This window comes from Ruegeria sp. SCP11 (assembly GCF_040329455.1).
GTDB classification, from domain to species: domain Bacteria; phylum Pseudomonadota; class Alphaproteobacteria; order Rhodobacterales; family Rhodobacteraceae; genus Ruegeria; species Ruegeria atlantica_E.
Window position 1 is genome coordinate 204,426 of record NZ_JBDZYG010000007.1, and the last position, 17,508, is coordinate 221,933.

Below are 17,508 nucleotides of genomic sequence, written 5' to 3' on the forward strand. Positions count from 1 at the left end.
CTTTCAGATCAGCGGGGGCGGTGGATGTGGGCGCTTTGGACAATGCCGAAGGCTGCCATCAGAACCAACATGGCCGAACCACCATAGCTGACCATTGGCAGGGGAACGCCCACAACCGGGGCAAGACCCATGACCATTGACATATTGACGGCGAAGAACAGGAAGAAGTTCAGCGCGATGCCCAGCGTCACCAGAGACGAGAACCTGTCCTTCGTTGAAAGCGCAGTGACCAGGCAGAAGATCAGGATCAGGCCATAGAGAGTTAGCAGGGTGATGCCGCCGACAAAGCCGAACTCCTCGGCCAGGGTGGTAAAGATGAAGTCGGTGTGTTTCTCGGGCAGGAAGTTCAATCGTGATTGCGTGCCCTGCATGAACCCGCGCCCATTCCAGCCGCCGGATCCCAGTGCGATCTTGGACTGCGTGATATGGTAGCCGGCCCCTAGCGGATCGGTTGAAGGGTCAAGGAAAGTGTCGATCCGTCTGAACTGATAGTCCTTGAGCAACTGCCACTCTGTCCCGCGGCTGTTGAAGACAGTTGCAATCAGGCTGACCACGGCGGCAATGACGGCGGCGAAATAGGCCCAGTGGACCCCAGCCAGGAACATCAGTCCTCCGCCCGCCGCCAATAGCAAGATCGACGTGCCAAGATCGGGTTGTTTCAAAACAAAGAATGTGGGGATCAGGATCAGGATAACGGGGATCAGCACCCAAAGTGGGCGCGACGTTTTATGAGGTGGCAGCCAGTCGTAATAGGCCGCCAGAACCATGACGAGCGCGACCTTCATGACTTCGGAGGGTTGAAGTCGCATGAAGCCAAGGTCGATCCAACGCTGCGCACCCATGCCGACCGTTCCGAAGAACTCCACAAACACCAGCAGAGCGATTGAGACGAGATAGGCTAGCACCGACATGTTGCGCCAGAACCAGATGGGCACCAGTGCGATAATGAACATAACGGTCAGCCCCAGCCCGAAACGCTCCATTTGGGGCTCGGCCCACGGCGTCCATGACCCGCCGGCCACGGAATACAGCATCAGGAACCCGGCGCTCGCCACGCTGATCAGAAGCAGCGTCAGCGGCCAGTTCATATACAGAAACTTGCGGAACCCCGAGGGCGGGGACTTTACGGCGTATTCAAGATAGCTCATGCGCGGTCCTTCTCGGTCGGACGCGCTTTGGGGCGGCGGTCCCCTTCCAGTCGTTTTTGCTGTTCCTTGATACGGTCCCGATCGGCGGTCGGATAGGCCTCGAGCGGGGGTGTGCCGTTATAGAGCGCCTGCAGCATGATGTCCCGGGCCACCGGAGCCGCAGCCTTGGAGCCGCCACCGCCATGTTCCACCACAACGGCCACAGCGTATTTCGGGTTGTCATAGGGCGCAAAGCTGACAAACAGCGCGTGGTCGCGGCGTTCCCATGGCAGGTCTTCATTGCGGATCACACCGGCGGCCCGTTCGGCCTTGGTAATATTGCGCACCTGACTGGTGCCGGTCTTGCCCGCCATTCGGAAATCATCCGCGATGATGCGACTGCGATAGGCAGTGCCGCGCCGGTCGTTCGACACCGACCACATCGCCTGACGAACCTGTTCCAGGTTGTTCCGGTTCACCGCCAGCGGCTCCCCCGCACCCGAGGGTTGCTCAATCCCGTTGATTGATCGCACCAGGCGCGGCTTCACCTCCCGTCCGGTCGCAATGCGCGCGGTCATGACTGCCAATTGCAAAGGCGAAGCCAGCATGAAGCCCTGGCCGATCGAGGCGTTCGCGGTGTCACCCACTAGCCAGTCTTGCCCGTGCACGCGCTGTTTCCACTCCTGATTGGGTGCCAGTCCGGCGGCCACGGCGGACATCGGGATATCGTGTTTGACGCCCAGCCCGAAGATGCGCGCCATCTCGGATATCTTGTCGATCCCCACTCGCAGGGCCACGTCATAGTAGTAAACATCGCAGCTTCGCTTCAGCGAGGTTTCCAAATCAACCGTGCCATGCCCGCCACGTTTCCAGCAGTGGAAGCGGCGGCTGCCGACTTTCAGGTGACCTGGGCAGTAGACCGTGTTGGACGGCCCGATCACTCCGGCTTCCAGCGCGGCCATGGCGGTGATCATCTTGAAGGTCGAGCCCGGCGGGTAGGTGCCCTGCACCGTCTTGTTGGCGAGCGGTCGGTAGTTATCCTGGGTCAGTGCCCGGTAATCGGCGACCGATATGCCGCGCACGAACAGATTCGGGTCGAAACTGGGGGCAGAGCTGATGGCCCGGATATCACCGGTTTCGCAATCGATCACCACTGCGGCGGCGCTTTCTCCTGCCAGTCGTGCTTGTGCATACTGTTGCAGGTCCGCGTCGACCGAGAGCTGCAGATCGGCCCCAGCCTCGCCCTCCTGCCGGTCCAACTCGCGCATTACGCGGCCAGTAGCGTTGACCTCGACCCGTTTCGCCCCGGCCTTGCCGCGCAAGGCGATCTCTTGCTTGGCTTCCAGCCCCACCTTGCCGATTTGGAAACGGGGAATACGCAGCACCGGCTCAGGGTCTTCGATCTGGCTAAGGTCATAATCGCTGACCGGGCCGACATAACCGACCACATGGGCGAAGTCTTCGTACCGGGGGTACTGCCGGGTCTGCCCTACTTCGGGGATCACACCGGGCAATGCGGGAGCGTTGACGGCAACCTTTGAGATATCTTCCCACGTGACCTGATCGGCCAGCGTGACGGGCAGGAAGGGGGCTGAGCGGCGCATTTCCGTCTTGGCGCGCTCGATTTCATCCTGGGTCAAGGGGATCAGATCCGTAAGTTTGGCGATCACCTGATCAACGTCGCCAGCATCTTCACGCACCATGACGATCCGGTACGAGGGGGAGTTCTGGCCGATGATCTCTCCGTTCCGGTCATAAATCCGTCCGCGGGTTGGTGGAATCAGGCGGATGTTGATCCGGTTTTCCTCGGCCAGTAGACGGTATTCGTCCGCCTGATCTACCTGCATATAGCGCATCCGCGCTGCAAGACCGCCTATAAAGACAGCTTGCAGCCCGCCCAAGATCAAAGCCCTGCGAGGAAGGCGCTTATGTGCAAGGCCTTGGGGTGTGGGTTTGCGCTGCTTCATCCTCAAGCCCCCACTGTGCCGCCATCAGGCGATGATCTGCGGCGCACACCGAATCCATTCTGGCTCAGCAGAACGATCAAAGGATAAATCGCAATTGTCAGAACCACTTGTATCACCACTGGCCCCAATGCTGCCTGTTGCACTGACAGAATAGCAAGAATGATGCGATTCAGCATGAAAACTGCCGTGATCACCACGGCAACGGTCGACCATTCGCCGACAAAACCGGAATCCCGCAATCCAAACGCGGCCGAGCGCAGATAAGCCGCGCCCAGAACCACCAGCGCTGCCAGCAGGCCGGGCGGGCGTTGCAACAACAGGTCCGCCATCAGCATCACGAGGGCCACCAGCAGGGTTGGCACAAATTCAGGCCGCCGTAGCACCCAAGCAAAGGTCAGGGCGATCAGAAGGTCCGGAAAGGGCCAGCGATCCGGTTTTGTGTCCAGCGGCAGCAGATGCAGAAACAAGATCAGCGCGGCCAGACATAGGTATAGCCCCCGTTTGGACCAAAGTTGCGAGGCAGCGCTATCCATCCCCAACCTCGGCAGGGCTTAGGGCTGTTTCGGGGCTTCTCGGGCCGACGATATCACCGGGGTCGCGGATAAGTGGCGCTGATTGGTATCGCAGCACTCGAAGGAATTCGAGTCGCTCGAAATCCGCTGACAGGCGGACCCTTAAGCGGCCTCCGGGATCGGCAGTGATCTGACCGATCAGCAGGCCCGCAGGAAACACGCCGCCATCGCCCGAGGTCACTACGCGGTCACCAGGACGGACTAGCTCTCGGTTTTCCAGAAAATCCACTGCCGGTGCCGATGTATTGTCACCGGTGATCAAGGCGGTCTGCCCCGAGGGCTGGATGGTTGCCGGGATCGCGCTGGAGGCATCAGTTAACAGGATCACCCGCGCCGTATCCGGACCCACGCCAGAAATACGTCCGACCACACCTATCCCATCCATGGTGGCCCAGCCGTCGGTTATGCCGTCACGCTCGCCCACGTTGAGCAAAACGGACTGCCGAAACGGTGAGCCGCTATCGGCCATGACGACACCGGTGATGTAAGTCAGACGCGGGTCGAGGCGCACATTGTTCAGATCCAACAGGCGCGCGTTTTCCTGTTCCAACTGCAAGGCGGCCTCTTTCCAGGCGCGCATCAGGCGCAATTCGCTACGCAGTTCCTGGTTCTGTTCACTCAGGCGTTGATAGCTTTGGAAATCACGGGCCAGATTGACCACAGCGGTGACCGGAACCATGGCCCATTCCATCGAGGGGACGACCCTGTCCACGACCTGCGCCCGGAACCGCTCCACGCGTGGGCTATCGATGCGCCAGACCAGAAAGATAGCCAGCAAGCACAGCACCACGATCCCCAAAAGCAGGCGGCGCAAGGGGGTGGTGTATTCGTCGCGCTGTGATCGGTCTTTTGCCACAGGACTCCTTCCCGTGCTGCTCGTGCCGAGTTTACCCTATTTGCAAAGGGTGCGCGCCTTAGCTTTCGTAGTCAATCGCGTGGCGCAGTTGTTTTTCGTATTCCAAGGCCTTGCCGGTGCCCAAAGCCACACAATTCAGGCTTTCATCGGCAATCGACACAGCCAGACCGGTCTGTTCGCGCAGCGCCAGATCCAGATCGCCCAGCAACGCGCCCCCGCCGGTCAGCATCACGCCCCGGTCCACGATGTCTGCCGCCAGATCGGGCGGCGTGGTCTCCAGCGCGGTCATCACCGCTTCGCAAATCTGCTGGACGGGTTCAGACAATGCCTCGGCCACCTGGGCCTGGCTGATCTCGATTTCCTTCGGCACGCCGTTCAGCAGATCGCGACCGCGGATATGCATCGACTGTCCGCGCCCGTCATCGGGCATCCGTGCAGTACCGATGGTTGTTTTGATGCGTTCAGCAGTAGATTCACCAACCAGCAGGTTCTGCTGACGGCGCAGGTACGAGATGATGGCTTCGTCCATCCGGTCGCCACCAACACGGACCGAGCGGGCATAGACGATGTCGCCCAGCGACAGGACTGCAACCTCGGTGGTACCGCCGCCGATATCGACGACCATGTTGCCGGTCGGGTCGGTGATTGGCATCCCGGCACCAATCGCCGCTGCAATCGGTTCGGCAATCAACCCGGCACGACGTGCACCTGCGGACAGAACCGATTGACGGATCGCCCGCTTTTCAACGGGTGTCGCGCCGTGGGGAACGCAAACTATGATCTTGGGTTTCGAGAAGGTCGACCGTTTGTGCACCTTGCGGATGAAATGCTTGATCATCTCCTCGGCGGTGTCGAAATCAGCGATCACACCTTCACGCATCGGGCGGATCGCTTCGATGGAACCGGGGGTTCGGCCCAGCATCAGCTTTGCATCCTCGCCTACGGCCAGCACCTTTTTGACACCGTCTTTCACGTGGTAAGCCACCACGGAAGGTTCAGACAGGATCACACCACGCCCTTTGACATAAACCAGCGTGTTCGCTGTCCCAAGGTCGATAGCCATGTCCGCTGTGAACAGGCCGCCCAGATTGCCAAAGATCCCCATGATTCCCCTGATCCTGTATGTCAGTTTTTCTACTGCCCGCGACTCGACGGTTCCGGGACGGATGACTTATAGGGTGCCAGCACGCTCGGTAAAAGGGCTGATTCCGCGACAATCAGCACCTTTCCGCCTTATTGAGAGGGACTTTAGAAGGCAACATGCTCTCTTATCAACACATTTACCACGCTGGAAATCTGGCTGACGTGCAAAAGCACAGTTTGTTGGCAGTTGCGCTGGATTATCTGACGCGCAAGGACAAGCCGCTGACATATCTCGAAACCCACTCGGGGCGGGGTCTGTACAAGCTGGACGCTGCTGAGGCCGTACGCACAGGCGAAGCTGAGGCAGGCATCCAGCGCGTCCAAAAAGCTGAATGGTTTGGCGCGGAGCATCCACTGAGCCGTGCAATAGAAACGGTTCAGCTACGAGAAGGTGCGGCGGCCTATCCGGGCTCGCCCCTGATCGCCGCCAGTTTGCTGCGAGAACAGGACAGGCTGCACTTTGCCGAATTGCATCCGCAGGAACATATGGCTCTGGCTCTGGCCATGTCACCGTATGGTGCGAAAGTACATCGGCAGGATGGGTACGAGCTGGTGCAGTCTCTGCTGCCGCCGACGCCGCGGCGTGGGATGTTGCTGATAGACCCGAGTTATGAGGTGAAATCGGAATATGACCGCTTGCCGGGCATCATCGCCAAACTGCATCGCAAATGGAATGTTGGGGTGATAGCGTTGTGGTATCCGATCCTGACCGACGATCGGCACAGCGCAATGGTTTCCGCATTGAGGACGCAAGACTTGCCCAAAACCCTGTGTCACGAAGTGCGCTTCGACGCGGTGCGAGAGGGGCACCGCATGGTCGGGTCGGGCATGTTTTTCATCAACGCGCCCTATGGGCTTGAAGACGAGGCGGCTCGCCTAACGAGCCTGTTTGAAGGGCTCTGAACTTAGGTTCCAAAACGGGGGGCTTCTGCTTCGCTTGTCCGTGTCAGAGATGCAGCCAATAGAGTTGGGCCCGGCGGCGCGGCGCCGGGCCCAAAACCCAAGAAGGTTCGGCGGAGCCGGGCCGCCACGGGTGCGGGAGCCCACCTATCGCATCTAGGTCAAATCTTTGTAGCTGATCTCACGCGCATCGGCACCGGGGCCGGTTTTTTCGCGGCGCACGATCAAGCGATTCAGGGCGTGGATATAGGCTTTGGCCGACGCAACCACGGTATCGGTGTTGGCCGATTGTCCGGTTGCAATCATGCCGTCCTCTTCGAGGCGCACCGAAACGGTAGCCTGCGCATCGGTCCCAGCTGTCACCGCATGCACCTGATACAGCTGCAGATGCGCCTTGTTCGGATAGATCGCGCGTACGGCTTTGAAGGTCGCGTCCACCGGGCCGTCGCCGTGCTCCGTTGCGATAATGTCCTTACCGTCCACTTCAAGCTCGACTGTCGATTCCGCCTGACCACCGGTGCCGCAGGTGACCTTCATCGACACCAGTTGCAAATGATCGTTGGCCTCATCGTCGTCCAGCGTCATTAATGCGATCAGGTCGTCGTCAAACACCTCTTTCTTACGGTCAGCAAGATCCTTGAACCGCACGAAGATGTCCTTGAGTTGGTTGTCGCCGACCTCATAACCCAGCGTTTCCAACTTGTCGCGCAACGCCGCCCGGCCCGAGTGTTTGCCCAGCGGCAAAGACGTCCCGGACAGGCCGATATCCTCGGGCCGCATAATCTCGAAGTTTTCGCGGTTCTTCAGCATACCGTCCTGATGGATGCCGCTTTCATGCGCAAACGCGTTTTTTCCGACGATGGCCTTGTTGAACTGTACGTTGAAGCCCGACACCGTCGCCACCCGGCGCGAGATATGCATGATCTTGGTGGTATCGATGCCTGTCGTCCAGGGCATGATGTCGTTGCGGGTGCGCAGCGCCATCACCACCTCTTCCAGCGCGGTGTTGCCCGCGCGTTCGCCCAAGCCGTTGATGGTGCATTCGATCTGACGCGCACCACCGGCAACAGCGGCCAGCGAATTTGCGGTCGCCATGCCAAGATCGTTGTGGCAGTGGGTCGCGAATACCACTTCATCCGCACCCGGAACCGTTTCGATCAGGCGTTTGATCAGATCTGCGCTTTCCAGCGGGGCGGTGTAGCCCACGGTATCTGGGATGTTAATCGTGGTGGCTCCGGCCTTGATCGCAATCTCGATTACACGGCACAGGTAATCCCATTCCGTCCGGGTCGCATCCATCGGCGACCATTGCACGTTTTCACACAGGTTGCGCGCGTGGCTGACGGTTTCGTGGATTTTCTCGGCCATCTCGTCCTGTGTCAGGTTCGGAATGGCGCGGTGCAGCGGAGAGGTGCCGATGAAGGTGTGAATCCGGTTCTTGCCGGCATGTTTCACCGCCTCCCAGCAGCGGTCGATATCGGCGAAGTTGGCGCGGGCGAGGCCACAGATACGGCTGTTTTTCGACCGTTGGGCAATCTCGGAGACGGCTTTGAAATCGCCTTCGGATGCGATGGGAAAACCAGCTTCGATAATGTCGACGCCCATTTCGTCCAGCAGCTCGGCAATCTCGAGCTTTTCGTCATGGGTCATGGTGGCGCCGGGGCTCTGCTCGCCGTCGCGCAAAGTGGTATCGAAGATCAAGACGCGGTCTTGGTCGGTCACGTTGGTCATGGGATTCTCTTTCTTCTTCTGTCCTAAAGCCTTTGGCGCGCGGGCGTCCTCCTCTGAGCGGGCGCGCCGGATGGCACGCTCAGAGGCGGATTAGGATCAGTAGGCCACGCAGCGACGCACCGCGAAGGGCGGTGTCGGCAACAAGGATATCTGCGCGGTTGATCATGGGCGGAATTTATACAGCGCCCGTGCAGAATGAAAAGACCCATTTGTTGTGTAACTGCTTTTGAGATGTTTTCTTTTCTGCGCTGCATTGATCCGCTGGCGCATACGACTAGGTGATGCGCCATGAAAAAAGCATTGGTCATTGGCGCATCTGGGGGAATTGGACAGGCAGTTTCATGGCGCTTAAAGGGGCAGGGTTTTGACGTAACCGCCTTGTCGCGTTCAACTAACGGGTTTGACCTCACTGACCCTGACGGGGTCCACCACACTCTTAACGAGCTCTCAGGTTCTTTCGATTTGATTTTCGTTGCTTCTGGCGCGTTAGAGATCAACGGTGCTGAACCAGAAAAGTCCTTCCGGACCCTCTCGGCGCAGGCGATGATGGACCAGTTCGCTTTGAATGCCGTTGGGCCGGCATTGATCTTGCGCCATGCCGCTCGCCTGTTACCGCGCGACCGTCGCGCCGTTTTTGCGGTGCTTTCCGCGCGTGTCGGTTCGATTGGGGATAACCGGTTGGGCGGATGGGTCAGCTATCGTGCATCTAAGGCGGCGGTGAATCAGATCGTTCACACAGCGGCCATAGAACTCGCCCGCACACACAAACAGGCAATTTGTGTTGCTTTGCATCCCGGCACCGTAAAAACAGAGTTCACCCGGAAATACCTTGGTCGTCACCCAGCGGTCGCACCGGGCACCGCAGCCGCCAATTTACTGTCCGTAATGCAGCGTTTGACGCCGGACGATACCGGTGGCTTTTATGATTGGGCGGGAAAACCTGTACCTTGGTAAAGGCCCGGGTTCATCCGCCCGAGCTGCTGGTGTCATCCGGGGTGGTTTCGGGAATGGCATCGGGTTCAACGTCGGCTGGCGTCGCGAGGGCGTCGTTTTCCCAGATGCCGGATTCTTCCTCGCCATTGGCATAGCGCATTGTACCGTCCCCGTGGCGCTTGTTGTCGAGAAAACCGCCCCTATAGACGTCTCCGGTTGCAAAGGTTGCGACGCCTTTGCCGCTGATTTTGCCCTCGGCCCAATCACCGGTATAGGTGTAGCCGCTTGGCATGGTGATGGTGCCCCGCCCGTGGCGCTGGCCGTTCTTGAAATCGCCTTCATAGATTGTGCCGTCGGGGAATTCGGCTTTGCCCTTGCCTTGTCGGACCCCTTTGGCCCATCCCCCTTCATAGCGGTATCCGTTGGCAAAGGTCAGAACACCAGTGCCGTGGCTCACGCCGTTTTGGAACTGACCGGTATAGACAACTCCGTTCGGGTAGGTCGCCTTGCCGCTGCCTTCGAAAATTCCGGCGATCCACTCCCCATCGTAGATGATACCGTCAGCGAAAGTATGCATACCTTTACCATGAGGTAGGTCGGCGCTGAAATCGCCGATATAGGTCGAGCCGTCGGGATATGTCAGCTCGCCAAATCCTTCGATCTGGCCGTCCTGCCACTCACCGGTATAGTCAAACCCATCTGTCCCCAAAAATCGCCCTTTGCCGTGGCGGCGGTCGTCAGAATATTCCCCCTCGTAAGTCGCACCATTGGCATAGGTGGCCTTGCCCTGCCCCTGCCGGCGCCAATTCACGAGGTCGCCTTCGTAAAGATCGCCGTTGGCCTGCAGTATTCGACCTTTCCCGGTGGCCTGATCTAGAACCCATGCGCCCGTGTAAACCTGACCGTCCGGAGATGTATGGGTTCCCTGACCGTGGCGTTGGCCATCCTGGATGTCACCTTCGTAAACGCCGCCTTTGGAATAGGTGATCTTGCCTTTGCCCTGCTTGACGCCATCGACCCAATCCCCGTCATAGCTGTACCCGCTGGGGTCGGTAAGCACACCCTTGCCATGATGCAGAGCGTTCCGAAAGCCACCTTCGTATTGCGCGCCGTTGGCGTAGCTCACTACGCCCTGACCATTTATCGTGCCTTCGGACCATTCGCCGTCATAGGTGCCGCCATCGGGATAGGTGATCTTGCCCCGCCCTTCGGGCTGGCCTTTGACAAAATCGCCTTCGTAGACAGAACCATTGGCATAGCGCGCGACACCCTTGCCTTGAATTTCGCCCTCAACCCATTCGCCTTGGTATTCAAACCCGTCGGGCAGGCGATACGTGCCCGTTCCGTGGCGTAGTCCGTTTTCGAAAGTGCCTTCATAGACGCCGCCTACATCGTCGTCGGCGACGATCACATCATCACTTTGCGCGGCGGCACTTGCAGCGATCAAAGCCATTGCTGAAGCGGCTATGGAAATGCGGAAAGCGTTCATGTTTGGTCCTGCCTGCCCGGAATTCGTCCTTTTGCTCAAAACTAAGGTACCCGTGGGGGCAGAGCAACGGGTTTTGCCGCATTTGCCTTTCACTCGTGCAATGATCTGCTAAATGGCAATAACACTGACGAGGGCAAGAGGGCACAATGGCCGACCGTTTCCGTATCACTCTGGCGCAACTCAACCCCACTGTGGGGGATATCGACGGCAACGCCGCCAAGGCCTTGGCCGCATGGGAACAGGCGCGCGATGCCGGGGCTGACCTGGTGGCTTTCCCCGAGATGTTCATTACCGGTTACAATACGCAGGACTTGGTGATGAAGCCGGTGTTTCATCAGGCTGCGATGACCAAGGTCGAAGAACTGGCAACCCAATGCGCTGATGGTCCGGCGATTGCGATCGGCGGGCCGTGGGTCGAAGGCGATAGTCTTTTCAACGCCTACCTGATCCTCAAAGGCGGCCGTGTCAGCAGCAAGGCTCTGAAACACCACCTTCCGAATGAAACCGTGTTTGACGAAGTGCGCCTGTATGATGCCGGGCCTCTGGGCGGGCCTTACTCGGTCAGCAATACGCGCATCGGCAGCCCGATCTGTGAAGACAGCTGGCACCCGGATGTGGCAGAAACGCTTGAGGAGACCGGAGCCGAGTTATTGTTGATTCCTAATGGCTCGCCCTATTTCCGTAACAAATACGACATTCGACTGAACCACATGGTGGCTCGTGTAGTCGAGACAGGCCTGCCGCTGATCTATCTGAATATGGTGGGCGGTCAGGACGATCAGGTGTTTGACGGAGCCACGTTTGGTCTGAATCCGGGCGGGGAATTGGCGTTCCGGATGCCCGTTTTTGATGAGGCCGTGACTCATGTTGATCTTGAACGTGGCGACGAGGGCTGGCGCATCGTACCCACTGAAATCGTGCCTCAGCCAGATGAGTGGGAACAGGATTATCGCGCGATGGTGCAGTCCCTGCGCGACTATATGGGTAAGACCGGGTTCAAAAAGGCGCTGCTGGGTCTTTCCGGCGGGGTCGATTCCGCCTTGGTTGCGACGATTGCCGTGGATGCCATCGGGGCTGAGAATGTGCGCTGCGTGATGCTACCTTCGGAATACACCAGCCAAGGCTCGCTGGATGATGCCGAGGCGGTCGCAAAGGCACTGGGCGTTCACTTTGACTATGTGCCGATCTCGGACAGTCGGGCTGCTGTGACCAACACTCTGGCCGGTTTGTTTGCCGGGCGGGAGGCTGACCTGACCGAAGAAAACATCCAGTCCCGCCTGCGCGGTTTGCTGCTTATGGCAATCTCGAACAAGTTCGGCGAGATGTTGCTGACCACTGGCAATAAGTCCGAGATCGCGGTGGGCTATGCCACTATCTACGGCGATATGAATGGCGGATATAACCCGATCAAGGACCTCTATAAGACGCGGGTGTTCGAGACGTGCCGCTGGCGCAATGCCAATCACCGCAACTGGATGATGGGCCCTGAAGGCGAAGTGATCCGCCCGTCCGTCATCGACAAACCCCCAAGCGCGGAACTGCGCGAAGACCAGAAAGACAGTGACAGCTTGCCGGATTACCCGGTTCTGGACGCGATTCTGGATATTCTGGTCGATCAGGATGGCTCGATTGCCGATTGCGTGGCCGCTGGTTTTGACGAAGCTGAAGCGCGCCGGGTCGAGCACCTGATCTACATCAGCGAATACAAACGCTTTCAGTCCGCCCCTGGAACCCGCCTGAGCAACCGGGCGTTTTGGCTGGATCGCAGGTACCCGATCATCAACCGCTGGCGGGATCGAAGCTGATCTCACCGGGATTCGCCGGCGCAATCCTGCTGTTTCTTGTTGAGACCCAATGCTTATCGCGGGGAAGGTACAGTTTCCCCATCGTTGACGGTGAATTTATTTTCAGAGATGTCGACCAACTGACGCCTTGAAATTGCGACATTTTCTTGCCACAATTTGGCTTAATTGATGCCCCACATGGGGCGTTGCGACACATTTCAGTTGTTTTGCTGGCAGGTGGTCAGGTGCTTAACCCCTGCATGCGTCGCGCAAGTGGTTGAATGTCTGGGTTAACGATTTGGTGTTACTATGTACGAGGAATATGACAAACCTCTCCATCCGCCGCTAAAGTATAAGTCCATGGAGTCACAGGGCTGCGTTCTGGACGAATCCAAGCTGGATTCGGCGATTGCCGATCTTTTGCAGGAAGAAGAACGCGAGGAACCTGAGCCGGCAGAAGAAGCTGAGAGAGTTCAGCGCGCTTTCCCGGAATTGCCTGAGCAGGCTCAGATCAATGAGGAGGCCCGGCCACAAGAAACGGGGTTTACAGCGGTCCTGCTTCAGAAGTGGGCTGAGTTGCGCGGCGCAGCTTAAGAAACAATTGTTTTCGAGTGTAGCGGTGCGAGTTGCTCGCACCGCTTTTGCGTGTTGGCCACAGGTGAAAGAAAACGGGAGCTTAGTCGCGCAAGCCGTGTTGCCAGATCGGCGCCCTCGGGCATTCATGGTGGTCCGAGCCATGAAATATGAGCGGTTGATGCCCGGTCCAAAACCAACCCCCGTTGAACCTGATTTGCACCTTCCGAAAACCGTCGATGTCGTTGTCATCGGTGGCGGTATTATCGGCGCTTCGACGGCTTTGGAATTGTCTGAACGCGGCGCCAGGGTTCTGCTTTGCGAAAAGGGACAGATCGCGGGAGAGCAAAGCTCTCGCAATTGGGGGTGGGTGCGTCTGGGCATGCGTGATCCTCGGGAGATTCCGCTGATGGCCGAGGCCTTGAACCTGTGGCAGGGGATGGATCAGCGGATCGGGCGCCAGACCGGATACACCCGTTCAGGCATCCTGTTTGGTGCCTCGGGTAAGCGCAGCAGTGGGCATCTGGAACGCTGGTTGCGTAACGTGGACGGGTTACAGACCGGTGCGAAACTGGTGAATGGGGCCGAACTGAACACTTTGTTGCCGGGCAACCAGACTGACTTTGACTGCGCCCTCTATATGCCGCAGGACGGTTGGGCAGAGCCGCAATGGGCGGCACCCGCGATTGCCGAGGCGGCGCGGGAACAGGGTACGGTGCTGATGACCAATTGCGCGGTGCGCAGTGTCGATGCCGAGGGAGGTCGCGTCACGGGTGTCTTCACGGAACGCGGTCGTGTGGCTTGTGATTATGTTGTTTTGGCAGGGGGAGCGTGGTCGCGTCTATTTGCCGGAAATGCAGGAATTGATCTGCCTCAGCTGAAGGTTCTGAACACGGTTCTGCGCACGTCGCCGGTTGAGGGGCCAGAGGCAGCACTTTGGGCTGATGAGTTCGCCATGCGCAAGCGCGCGGATGGTGGTTATTCAATCGCATCCGGTCATGAAAATACGGTTGATATCGTGCCTGACAGTTTTCGTTTGGCCCGACAATTCCTGACCGCCTTTGCACAGGAATGGCGATCCTTGCGCTTTCGGCTCTCCAATCGCTGGAGCATTGAAACGCAGGAGGATCGGAGTTGGCTGCCCACCGATGTGACGCCATTCGAAAAGTGCCGGGTTCTGGACCCTGAACCCTCAGCCAAGGTGCTGCGGCGCGCTTGGGCACAGGCGCGCAAAGGGTTTCCTATGTTGGATCACTCCGAGATCGTTCAAAGCTGGGCGGGCATGATTGATGTCACGCCAGACGCGGTACCTGTGATCTCTGGGGTCGAAGACATGCCGGGCATGTTCATAGCGACCGGTTTTTCAGGCCACGGCTTCGGCATCGGCCCGGCGGCGGGTCGTCTGATGGCCGACCTCGTCGCCGAAACCACACCTTGTGTCGATCCGGCCGCCTTTCGCCTGTCCCGTTTCACGGATGGCTCAAAGGTGCGGCCGGACCCAGATTACTAGGGGCTTAACCCATCAATTGATAACTGACCGGCACAAACCGGAAGCCGTCACCGCGGGTCTCCACGAACCCAGCAGCCGGGAAGGGCATGTGATAGCCGATCATCGGCACTTTGTCGGCGGCCAGCATTCCCAGCACGTTGCGCCGCGCTGCGGTGGCTGCGGCCTTGTCCATGTCAAATCGCACTTCCCATTCCGGATGCGCAAAGGACCAGACATAGTGGTTGGCCAGATCTGCCGTCAGCACCAACCGTTGGCCGTTGCTCTCCAGATGATACACAGTGTGGCCAGGTGTATGGCCATAAGCGGCCACTGCGGTGATGCCTGACGTCACTTCGCCGCCATCCTCAAGGAAGGACATCTTCTCGGCCAGCGGAGTGACTTTTGCAGCGACCAGATCCCCTACGCGATTGCCCGCGTCCTGAGCGGCCCAGAAGTCATATTCGGGTGATGCGGTCACATAACGTGCGTTCGGGAAGGTCGGCGCATCATTGGTCGTCATGCCACCGATATGGTCGGGGTGCATGTGGGTGATGACAACGACGTCGATCTGGTCCGGTGTGACACCTGCATCCGCCAGGGCGGCCTGAATACCGCCTTGGCCGAGGCCCGTGTCAAACAGGACCAGCTCGGACCCGGTATTGACCAGCGTCGGGGTAAAAAAGAACTGGGCGACGTCCGGTGAGATAAAATTGTCAGCCGATACCTTGGCAAAATCCTCGTCCGAGGCGCCGCCGCCGAAAATTCCTTGCGCTCCGTCGCGGGGCAGGCTGCCGTCCAGCAACGTCGTGACAGTGAAATCGCCCAGCGTGAAAGATTTGGCGATGGCCGAATTGACTTTGGTCTCAGTTCCTGCGGCCAAAAGCGGGGTCGCGGCTGCAGCAAATGGCAAAGCCGCCGCGGAACCCAGTGCCGTGCGGCGTGTTAGTTTGATGGTCATTGTGGTTCTCCCTGTCAGAACACCTTTAGGTGAGTTAGGTCGGTGCGAGTCTCTTGCCAGTTTATACACCAGAGATATGGGCTGCGCGGATGAACAATGCGTGTTAATTTTTGTTTATGCCGCGATCTGAGAACAAGACTGTCCCAACGGGCCAGCGTGTTGAGAGTTTTCTTTCCGAGGTGCAGCCATCCGGAAAGGCCGGAGATGCCAGGGCTCTGGATGGACTTTTCCGCAAGGTGACCGGGTTCGAACCGATCATGTGGGGCCCGTCTATCGTGGGCTATGGCCGGTATCACTATCGCTACAAATCCGGGCGCGAGGGCGATTTCCTAGCCACCGGGTTTTCTCCGCGCAAGGCTGCATTGTCGATTTACATCATGCCCGGCTATGCGGATTTTGGCGATATCCTTTCCCGTCTGGGTAAGCACAAGCTGGGCAAATCCTGTCTTTACGTGAACAAGCTGGCAGATATCAATCTGGATGTTCTGTCCGAACTGATCTGCGCCGGGCTGGAGGACTTGAACCGACACTGGCCGGTCGAGCCGACCTGAACGCCTCTGCTGGACAAAACGTCCATCCTGTGACATGAGCCGCGCCAACAGGAGAACTCCATGACCACCACCCGTTTTGCCCCGTCGCCCACCGGTTACATCCATGTGGGCAACCTGAGAACTGCCCTGATGAACTATCTGATCGCCCGCAAGGCCGGCGGCACGTTCATCCTGCGCATCGACGACACCGATCCCGAGCGGTCGAAAGAAGAATATGTCGACGCGATCAAGCAGGATCTAGAGTGGCTGGGCCTGCATTGGGACCGGGTTGAGCGTCAGTCCGACCGTTTGGACCGCTATGCGGAAGCTGCTGACAAACTGCGCGAGATGGGCCGGTTCTACGAGGCATTCGAGACGCCGACCGAGCTGGACCTGAAGCGCAAGAAACAGCTGAACATGGGCAAACCGCCGGTCTATGACCGTGCCGCGCTGAACCTGTCGGAAGCAGAGAAAGAGGCGCTGCGCGCCGAACGCGGCAATGGCGTCTGGCGGTTCAAGCTGGATCATGAGCGGATCGAGTGGAACGACGGCATTCTGGGCGATATCTCGATTGATGCGGCCTCGGTTTCCGATCCGGTTCTGATCCGAGGCGATGGACAGGTTCTTTATACGATTGCGTCGGTGGTGGATGACACCGAGATGGGCGTCACCGATGTGGTGCGCGGCTCGGACCATGTGACCAATACCGCGACGCAGATTCAGATCATCGAGGCGCTGGGCGGCACCTGCCCGCGTTTCGCGCACCATTCGCTGCTGACCGGCCCGCAGGGTGAGGCGCTGTCGAAACGCCTGGGCACGCTGGCGCTGCGTGACTTGCGCGAACAGGGCGTGCAGCCGATGGCGCTGCTGAGCCTGATGGCACGTCTGGGGTCGTCTGATCCAGTCGAGCTGCGCTCGGAGATGGCCGAGTTGATCGAAGGCTTTGATGTGAACCGATTTGGCGCCGCGCCGACCAAGTTCGACGTGCAGGACCTGTTCCCGCTGACCGCAAAGCACCTGCAGTCGCTGCCGCTGGCCGATGTGGCGGATGCAGTCGCCGATGCTGGTGTTCCGGCGGAATTGGCGGAACCGTTCTGGGCAATGGCGCGCGAGAACATCTCAACTCTGGCCGACCTCAAAGGTTGGTGGGAGCTGTGCCGCGATGGGGCCGAGCCACTGATCGCTGATGAGGATCGTGAGTTCATCACCGAAGCGATGGCTCTGTTGCCCGAAGGCTCGTTTGACGGCGAGACCTGGGGCACTTGGACCAAGGCTGTAAAAGAGGCCACAGGCCGTAAAGGCAAAGGTTTGTTCATGCCGCTGCGCAAGGCGCTGACGGGCATGGAGCGCGGTCCGGAAATGGCAACGTTACTGCCGTTGCTGCAGGTGATCCGCGCGCGCGGCTGATCGTGATAACACTGAATTCCAAAGAGGCGGGGTCCTACAGCCCCGCCTT

The 17,508-nt window shown here is 58.9% G+C and carries 15 protein-coding genes; 7 read left to right on the forward strand and 8 right to left on the reverse strand.

Annotation, left to right across the window (positions count from 1 at the left end; all coding sequences use genetic code 11):
- Nucleotides 1–8: 8 nt before the first annotated feature.
- Genes rodA through ABLN94_RS13035 form a run of 5 tightly spaced genes read right to left on the reverse strand, consistent with a single transcriptional unit; the run spans nucleotide 9 to nucleotide 5,627 of the window.
- Nucleotides 9–1,148: a rod shape-determining protein RodA gene (gene rodA / locus ABLN94_RS13015; protein WP_352992948.1), complete on the reverse strand. Its 1,140-nt coding sequence runs from the start codon at nucleotides 1,146–1,148 to the stop codon at nucleotides 9–11.
- Nucleotides 1,145–3,094, reverse strand: coding sequence for a penicillin-binding protein 2 (gene mrdA / locus ABLN94_RS13020; protein ID WP_352992949.1), 1,950 nt, complete (start codon nucleotides 3,092–3,094; stop codon nucleotides 1,145–1,147). The genes rodA and mrdA overlap by 4 nt, the downstream gene beginning before the upstream one ends.
- A 2-nt stretch (nucleotides 3,095–3,096) precedes the next feature.
- A complete protein-coding gene (locus ABLN94_RS13025; protein ID WP_352992951.1) occupies nucleotides 3,097–3,627 on the reverse strand; it encodes a rod shape-determining protein MreD in 531 nt (176 codons plus the stop codon).
- The gene (gene mreC, locus ABLN94_RS13030) at nucleotides 3,620–4,522 is read right to left on the reverse strand and encodes a rod shape-determining protein MreC (protein WP_352992953.1); all 903 of its coding nucleotides are present in this window, start codon (nucleotides 4,520–4,522) and stop codon (nucleotides 3,620–3,622) included. Before mreC ends, ABLN94_RS13025 begins: the two co-directional genes overlap by 8 nt.
- 58 nt (nucleotides 4,523–4,580) lie before the next feature.
- A complete protein-coding gene (locus ABLN94_RS13035) occupies nucleotides 4,581–5,627 on the reverse strand; it encodes a rod shape-determining protein (protein WP_039523195.1) in 1,047 nt (348 codons plus the stop codon).
- A gap of 155 nt (nucleotides 5,628–5,782) precedes the next feature.
- Between ABLN94_RS13035 and ABLN94_RS13040 the strand changes: the two genes are divergently transcribed.
- Nucleotides 5,783–6,568 carry a 23S rRNA (adenine(2030)-N(6))-methyltransferase RlmJ gene (locus tag ABLN94_RS13040; RefSeq protein WP_352992956.1) on the forward strand — a complete coding sequence of 262 codons (786 nt, stop codon included), beginning with the start codon at nucleotides 5,783–5,785 and terminating at the stop codon, nucleotides 6,566–6,568.
- Between the two features lie 153 nt (nucleotides 6,569–6,721).
- Here the strand turns inward: ABLN94_RS13040 and ABLN94_RS13045 are convergent, their stop codons facing one another.
- Entirely contained in the window at nucleotides 6,722–8,296 is a 1,575-nt protein-coding gene (locus ABLN94_RS13045; RefSeq protein ID WP_352992957.1) for a 2-isopropylmalate synthase, read from the reverse strand.
- A 288-nt stretch (nucleotides 8,297–8,584) separates the two neighbouring features.
- On the opposite strand from ABLN94_RS13045, the gene ABLN94_RS13050 reads away from it, so the two are divergent.
- The gene (locus ABLN94_RS13050; RefSeq protein WP_352992958.1) at nucleotides 8,585–9,250 is read left to right on the forward strand and encodes an SDR family NAD(P)-dependent oxidoreductase; all 666 of its coding nucleotides are present in this window, start codon (nucleotides 8,585–8,587) and stop codon (nucleotides 9,248–9,250) included.
- A gap of 10 nt (nucleotides 9,251–9,260) precedes the next feature.
- Here ABLN94_RS13050 and ABLN94_RS13055 read toward each other — a convergent pair whose 3' ends face one another.
- The gene (locus ABLN94_RS13055; RefSeq protein ID WP_352992959.1) at nucleotides 9,261–10,718 is read right to left on the reverse strand and encodes an MORN repeat-containing protein; all 1,458 of its coding nucleotides are present in this window, start codon (nucleotides 10,716–10,718) and stop codon (nucleotides 9,261–9,263) included.
- A 146-nt stretch (nucleotides 10,719–10,864) separates the two neighbouring features.
- Between ABLN94_RS13055 and ABLN94_RS13060 the strand changes: the two genes are divergently transcribed.
- The 3 genes from ABLN94_RS13060 to ABLN94_RS13070 all read left to right on the forward strand — a co-directional run bounded on the left by ABLN94_RS13060 (nucleotide 10,865) and on the right by ABLN94_RS13070 (nucleotide 14,585).
- Nucleotides 10,865–12,523: an NAD+ synthase gene (locus ABLN94_RS13060; protein WP_352992960.1), complete on the forward strand. Its 1,659-nt coding sequence runs from the start codon at nucleotides 10,865–10,867 to the stop codon at nucleotides 12,521–12,523.
- Between the two features lie 339 nt (nucleotides 12,524–12,862).
- Entirely contained in the window at nucleotides 12,863–13,096 is a 234-nt protein-coding gene (locus tag ABLN94_RS13065) for a hypothetical protein (protein ID WP_352992962.1), read from the forward strand.
- Nucleotides 13,097–13,256: 160 nt separating this feature from the next.
- Nucleotides 13,257–14,585 (forward strand): NAD(P)/FAD-dependent oxidoreductase, encoded by a 1,329-nt coding sequence (locus ABLN94_RS13070; protein WP_352992963.1) that lies wholly within the window; start codon nucleotides 13,257–13,259, stop codon nucleotides 14,583–14,585.
- Between the two features lie 4 nt (nucleotides 14,586–14,589).
- Here the strand turns inward: ABLN94_RS13070 and ABLN94_RS13075 are convergent, their stop codons facing one another.
- On the reverse strand, nucleotides 14,590–15,522 hold the full coding sequence (locus ABLN94_RS13075) for an MBL fold metallo-hydrolase (protein WP_352992965.1): 933 nt from the start codon (nucleotides 15,520–15,522) through the stop codon (nucleotides 14,590–14,592).
- A 116-nt stretch (nucleotides 15,523–15,638) separates the two neighbouring features.
- On the opposite strand from ABLN94_RS13075, the gene ABLN94_RS13080 reads away from it, so the two are divergent.
- Both ABLN94_RS13080 and gltX read left to right on the forward strand, forming a co-directional pair.
- Nucleotides 15,639–16,073, forward strand: coding sequence for a DUF1801 domain-containing protein (locus ABLN94_RS13080; RefSeq protein WP_352992967.1), 435 nt, complete (start codon nucleotides 15,639–15,641; stop codon nucleotides 16,071–16,073).
- Between the two features lie 60 nt (nucleotides 16,074–16,133).
- Entirely contained in the window at nucleotides 16,134–17,459 is a 1,326-nt protein-coding gene (gene gltX, locus ABLN94_RS13085; RefSeq protein ID WP_352992969.1) for a glutamate--tRNA ligase, read from the forward strand.
- Nucleotides 17,460–17,508 lie beyond the last annotated feature (49 nt).